6 protein-coding genes are annotated in these 6,147 nt (G+C 66.3%); 3 read left to right on the plus strand and 3 right to left on the minus strand.

Translation table 11 applies throughout. The features are described from left to right. Positions 1 to 81 precede the first annotated feature (81 nt). Complete coding sequence (locus tag EAV90_RS16550) at positions 82 to 1,386, plus strand: PQQ-dependent sugar dehydrogenase (protein ID WP_129144023.1); 1,305 nt, start codon at positions 82 to 84, stop codon at positions 1,384 to 1,386. Positions 1,387 to 1,389: 3 nt separating this feature from the next. Here EAV90_RS16550 and EAV90_RS16555 read toward each other — a convergent pair whose 3' ends face one another. Both EAV90_RS16555 and EAV90_RS16560 read right to left on the minus strand, forming a co-directional pair. After that, a complete protein-coding gene (locus EAV90_RS16555) occupies positions 1,390 to 2,214 on the minus strand; it encodes an aspartate dehydrogenase (RefSeq protein ID WP_129144024.1) in 825 nt (274 codons plus the stop codon). A 36-nt stretch (positions 2,215 to 2,250) separates the two neighbouring features. Further along, complete coding sequence (locus tag EAV90_RS16560) at positions 2,251 to 3,168, minus strand: LysR family transcriptional regulator (RefSeq protein ID WP_129144025.1); 918 nt, start codon at positions 3,166 to 3,168, stop codon at positions 2,251 to 2,253. Positions 3,169 to 3,448: 280 nt separating this feature from the next. On the opposite strand from EAV90_RS16560, the gene EAV90_RS16565 reads away from it, so the two are divergent. Beyond that, positions 3,449 to 4,747 (plus strand): MFS transporter, encoded by a 1,299-nt coding sequence (locus tag EAV90_RS16565; RefSeq protein ID WP_129144026.1) that lies wholly within the window; start codon positions 3,449 to 3,451, stop codon positions 4,745 to 4,747. A 21-nt stretch (positions 4,748 to 4,768) separates the two neighbouring features. After that, positions 4,769 to 5,842: a tartrate dehydrogenase gene (locus EAV90_RS16570; RefSeq protein WP_129144027.1), complete on the plus strand. Its 1,074-nt coding sequence runs from the start codon at positions 4,769 to 4,771 to the stop codon at positions 5,840 to 5,842. 29 nt (positions 5,843 to 5,871) lie between these two features. Here EAV90_RS16570 and EAV90_RS16575 read toward each other — a convergent pair. Then, positions 5,872 to 6,147: ISAs1 family transposase (locus EAV90_RS16575; RefSeq protein ID WP_129144028.1), on the minus strand; the 276-nt coding region annotated here is incomplete at its 5' end.

Below are 6,147 nucleotides of genomic sequence, written 5' to 3' on the forward strand. Positions count from 1 at the left end.
GGAATAGGCCTCGCCGGCGTGTCGCACAGGTTGACGTGTGCCCCGTCAGCCAGTTGGATGCGCGCGCAAACAGGGGTTCTCATGACGTTCTCCAGCATCTTCGCGCAGTTCGTCGCGTTCATCGGCGGCATCGCGCTGCAATGGCGAAAACTGTCGGGCACCGAGCCCGCGCCGGCGTGGGGAGAGCGGCCGGCCATTCCCGAGGCGAAGCCGCAAGGCGCGATCCCGACGCTGAAGATGCCGACCGCGCGCGGCTGGCGCGAGGGCCAGAAGCCGACCGCCGCGTCCGGGCTCAAGGTCAATGCGTTCGCGAGCGGCCTCGACCATCCGCGCTGGATCGAGGTGCTGCCCAATGGCGACGTGCTGATCGCTGAGGCGACGCAGATCGCAGGTCCCCCGCGCACAGTATTTCACTATGCGATGCAGGCGACGATGCGGCGCGCCGCGGCGCTCGGTGTCTCCGCCAATCGCATCACGCTGCTGCGCGACAAGGACGGCGATGGCGTCGCCGAAGTTCGCGGCGCCTTCATGGAGAACCTCAACCAGCCGTTCGGGATGGCGCTGGTCGGCGACACCTTCTATGTCGGCAACACCGATGGCGTGATGGCGTTTCCTTACCTCGCCAATGCCGATCGCATCACCGCGCCGGGCAAGCGGCTCACCACGTTCAAGCCAGGCGGACACTGGACGCGCAGCCTGCTCGCCAGCCCCGACGGCAGGAAGCTCTATGCCGGCGTCGGCTCGCTCAGCAACATCGCCGAAATGGGCATGGAGGTCGAGGAAGGCCGCGCCGCGGTCTACGAGCTCGATCTCGTCGCCGGCACGCATCGCATTTTTGCGGCCGGCCTGCGCAATCCGGTCGGCCTTGCCTGGGAGCCGACGACGGGCGTGCTCTGGACCGTCGTCAACGAACGCGACGGCCTCGGCGACGAGACGCCGCCGGACTATCTCACCTCGGTGCGCGAGGGCGGATTCTATGGCTGGCCCTATTGCTACTGGGGCAAGACCGTCGACGACCGCGTGCCGCAGGATCCGGCGATGGTCGCCAGGGCAATTCAACCGGACTACGCGCTCGGCGGCCACACCGCCTCGCTCGGCCTGTGCTGGATGCCCGCAGGCACCCTGCCCGGCTTCCCCGACGGCATGGTGATCGGCCAGCACGGCTCGTGGAATCGCAGCAAGCTGTCCGGCTACAAGCTGGTGTTCATTCCGTTCGAGAACGGCAAGCCGTCCGGGCCCGGTCGCGACATCCTGTCGGGCTTCCTGTCCCCGGACGAGAAGGAATCCTACGGCCGTCCGGTCGGCGTCGTGATCGGCCCCGACAAGAAGTCGCTGCTGATGGCCGACGACGTCGGCAACGTGATTTGGCGCGTGACGGGGGCGTAAGAGCTACGTCCCCACGCACAACGTGGCACGCTGCTTGCGGAGCAGCGCGATCACAGAGAGTGCGGTGATCAGTCCGGTCTTGGGATTCTCGGACGGGATGTTCTCGATGCCCATCGAGAACCGCGCCGAATCCGCCTCGACCTCGATGCGATGAACGTTGCGCGTCACGGTCGGGTCGGCCCAAACCTGGATCCGGGTGCGATCGGGCCCGATCCCCGCCAGCGACAGCGCAACGGCGACATTGACGTTCGCCGGAAAGCCCTTCGCCGCTTCGCGCGCGCTGCCCTCGAACAGCTTGAGCGGCTCGCGCAGATTATCGATGTCGATGTTGTTCTGGACGATGAAGGGGGCGCCCTTCAGCCCGTCGATCGGCTTGCGCGTGACCATCTTCACCGAATGGATGGTGCCGATGGCGGCGGCGTTGACGGCGTCGAGGCCGATCAGCGCGCCGGTCGGCACGAGAATGCGGCCGCCATTGGCGCGGGCGAGATCGACCAGATCGAAATTGTCGAGCAGGCCGCCGACGCTGACGACGACCGCCGACTTGCCCCGCTTCACCGCGGGCTCGACGATGGAGCGCAGATGCTGGCTCGGAGCGCATTCGACCACGATGTCGGCGACCTCGCCGAGTTGGTCGATCGCCAGGATTTGTGGCGAACGGCGCAGGCCGTTCATGAAGGCCTGATGCCTTGCGGGGTCGCGCACTGCGACGGCCGACAGCGCGAGCCCTTCGATGCCTTGGTCGAGCGCCGTCGCGATCTTGGTGCCGATCGAGCCCAGCCCTGCAATGGCCACCCGCAATCCATTCGACGCATTCGGTTCATTCATCGCATCCACCTTCTCTCCAGCTTAGGTCATAGCCGCTCACGCCTCTCGCGCATAGCTGCGCAGATGCGCCTCGAGTACCGCCAGCATGGCGTCGCGGGCCGGATCGCGCGAACCGCGCAGCCACGCGGCGGCGAGTGGCAGGCGGCCGACGGGGCCGCTCTGCTTCGGCCGAAGCGGCACGAAGCGCACGCCCGAGACCGCCATCCGCGCGGTCCAGCGCGGCACGATCGCGACGCCGAGCTTCGTTGCCACGAGGTTGATGATGGTCTGCTTCTCGTCGGCGACTTGCACGATGCGCGGCGTCAGGCCGGCCTGCTCGAACAGTTTGATGGTGAGGTCGTGGCTGTGCGGCCGCGAGCGGCGGTCCGGCACCAGCAGCGCTTCTTCGGCGATGTCGGCCAGTGTGATCGACTTTCGTCCGGCCAGCGCATGCCGCTGCGGGAACGCCACGATGGCGCTCTCCTGCAGCAGGTCGCGGAATTCAAGCCGCTTGTCCCGCCGGTCAGGCGGACGGACGAAGGCGAGATCGAGCGCGCCGGTCAGAATCTTCGGCAGCAGCCGGACGGTCTTGTCTTCGAGCAGCTGCACCGCAATCTCGGGATGCCTGACACGGAAATCGCGCAAGAGCGGCGGCAGCAATCCCGCCGCCGCGCTGTCGATGGCACCGACCCGCAACCGCCGCCCGGCCCCCGCGCGCGAGCGGTTGCGCAAGTTGCTCTCGACCGCCTCGACCTTGGTGAGGATGGCGCGGGCATCGCGCAGCAGCGTCGCGCCGTCCTCGGTGAGCGACACCGCGCGCGTGGTCCGCGCAAACAGCCGCGTCCCCAGATCCTCCTCCAGCAGCCGGATCTGCCGGCCGAGCGCGGAGGGCAGCATCTGGAGCTGCTGCGCCGCGCGGCCGAAATGCAATTGCTCGGCCGCCGCCACGAAGCATCGGAGTTGGTGCAATTCCATCTGCCGTCCTCATCGTCATGCCCGGGCTGGTCCCGCCAGCGCGGCCGAAGCCGCTTCGGCGAGGCGAAGGCCCGGGCATCCACGTTCTCCTGCCGCGGCGCAAGCCGTGGATGGCCGGGTCAAGCCCGGCCATGACGTCGTGGCGGCCTTTCGAGGATTATATCATTTTTTTGTATAAACCAGCGCCAATTGAGTATGCCTCTTCCGCCCGCCTAGGCTCATTGCCGGCGTGGACCTCTCACGGTCCGCCACACGACAACAAGGCAACCGGGAGGCCAGGGTGGCAAGCGAGATTCAGACCCGCGTGCTGCGCAAGATCACCTTGCGCATCGTTCCCTTCATCATGCTGCTGTACTTCGTCGCCTTCATCGACCGCGTCAATATCGGCTTTGCCTCGCTGACGATGAACAGGGACGTCGGCCTGTCGCCCACGGTCTACGGCTTTGGCGCCGGCATCTTCTTCTGGGGCTATTTCCTGTTCGAGGTGCCCTCCAACATCATCCTGCACAGGATCGGCGCGCGGATCTGGATCGCGCGGGTGATGATCACCTGGGGCTTGGTCTCGGCCGCGATGGCGTTCGTGCAGGGGCCGACCAGCTTCTACATCCTGCGTTTCCTGCTCGGCGTCGCCGAGGCCGGCTTCTTTCCCGGCATCATCCTCTATCTCTCCTACTGGTTCCCGGCGCGGCAACGCGCGGCGGTGACGGCGCTGTTCATGGCGGCCGCGCCGCTCTCGACCGTGCTGGGCTCACCGATCTCCGGCGCGCTGCTGGAGATGGACGGGCTGCTAGGCGTCAAGGGCTGGCAATGGTTGTTCGTGCTGGAGGCGCTGCCGGCCGTGCTGCTCGGCTTTGTCGTGCTCGGCTTCCTCACCGATCGCCCGGAGAAAGCGAAATGGCTCAGTGATCCCGAGCGGCGCTGGCTGGTCGAGACCATGAACGTGGAAACCACCAGCAAGGCTGCCAGCGCCAGCCACAGCATCTGGCGCGGCCTTGCCGATCCGCGCGTGCTGGCACTGTCGCTGATCTATTTCGGTACCTCGGCCGGCCTCTACACGCTCGGCGTCTGGGCGCCGCAGATCATCAAGCAGTTCGGCCTGTCCTCGCTCCAGGTCGGCTTCCTCAATGCGCTGCCGGCAACCGCTGCGGTCATCGCCATGATCCTGTGGGCGCGGCATTCGGACCGTACCGGCGAGCGCACCTGGCACGTCGTCTGGGCCTGCCTGATCGCCGCTTTGGGCCTCGCCTATGCCGGCCTTGCGGCTGGCGTGATCGCGGTGCTGGTCGCGCTGACGCTCGTGAACATCGGCATCTCCTCGGCAAAACCGCCGCTGTGGAGCATGCCGACGCTGTTCCTGTCCGGCCCTGCGGCTGCAGCGGGCATCGCCACCATCAACTCGATCGGCAATCTCGGCGGCTTCGCTGGTCCCGCCATGATCGGCTGGATCAAGGACCAGACCGGCAGTTTCGTCGGCGGGCTCTATTTCGGCGCCGGCCTGCTCGTTCTCTCGGCGGTCCTGACCCTGCTATTGTCGCGTGCGAAAACCGCGCCCATCGAACCCGTCCCGCAATCTCGCTGACTTCTCAAACGGAGCCTTCCCATGCGTACCCATTCGATCGCAGCCATTCCCGCCGACGGCATCGGCCCCGAGGTCATCTCGGCCGGAATCCGCGTGCTGGAGGCTCTCGCAAAACGCAGCGGCGACCTCGCCTTCGACGTGAAAACGTTCGACTGGGGCTCGGACTATTACAAGAAGCACGGCGTGATGATGCCGGCCGACGGCCTCAGCGAACTGAAGAAGTTCGACGCGATCTATTTCGGCGCGGTCGGCGCGCCTGATGTGCCCGACCACATCACGCTGTGGGGGCTGCGCCTGCCGATCTGCCAGGGCTTTGACCAATACGCCAATGTGCGGCCGACCAAGATTTTGCCGGGCGTCGCCTCACCGCTGCGCAATGTCGGCGTCGGCGATCTCGACTGGGTGATCGTGCGCGAGAATTCGGAGGGCGAATATGCCGGCATGGGCGGCCGCGCCCACAAGGGCCTGCCGGAAGAGGTCGGCACCGAGGTTGCCGTGTTCACACGCGTCGGCGTCACGCGAATCATGCGCTATGCATTCCAGCTCGCGCAGTCGCGTCCACGCAAGCTACTGACCGTCGTGACCAAGTCGAATGCGCAGCGCCACGGCATGGTGATGTGGGACGAGATTGCCGCGGAAGTCGCGACCGAATTCCCCGACGTCACCTGGGACAAGATGCTGGTCGACGCCATGACGGTGCGCATGACGCTGCAACCGAAGAGCCTCGACACCATCGTCGCGACCAACCTCCATGCCGACATCCTCTCGGATCTTGCCGGTGCGCTGGCGGGAAGCCTCGGCGTCGCGCCGACCGGCAACATCGATCCGCAGCGGCGCTTTCCCTCGATGTTCGAGCCGATTCACGGCTCCGCCTTCGACATCACCGGCAAGGGCATCGCCAATCCGGTCGCGACGTTCTGGACCGGTGTGCAGATGCTCGAGCATCTCGGTGAGAAGGATGCGGCGAGCCGGTTGATGGCGGCCGTCGAGCGCGTCTCCGCGGCCGGCGTGCTGACGCCGGATGTCGGCGGCAAGGCGACCACGAAGGAAGTGACGGACGCCGTGATCGACGCGATCCAGGGGTCGAATGTGTAGCTCTCTTCCACTCCCCGCACGCGGTAGGGCTATCGCATATGGGCGAGGGCGGAGAGAAGGAAGTCATTATTCCATCTGGCTTGGAGCATTTTGTGGCCGATGCGGGCAGGACCGGGCGTTGCCTGCAGGGTATTGATGGCCAGCTTGCGGATGAGGGCGAGATTTTCGGCGGCGTGACCCTTGCGGCTGCGGCAGGCATCCTCGTCGAACAGGACGTCGAGGACCCAGTGCAGGTTGTTCTCGATGCTCCAGTGGGCACGCACGACCTCGAGCAGCTTTTTGGCCGACAGCAAGCGCGAGGCGAG

The sequence above is a fragment of the Bradyrhizobium vignae genome (assembly GCF_004114425.1).
GTDB classification, from domain to species: domain Bacteria; phylum Pseudomonadota; class Alphaproteobacteria; order Rhizobiales; family Xanthobacteraceae; genus Bradyrhizobium; species Bradyrhizobium vignae.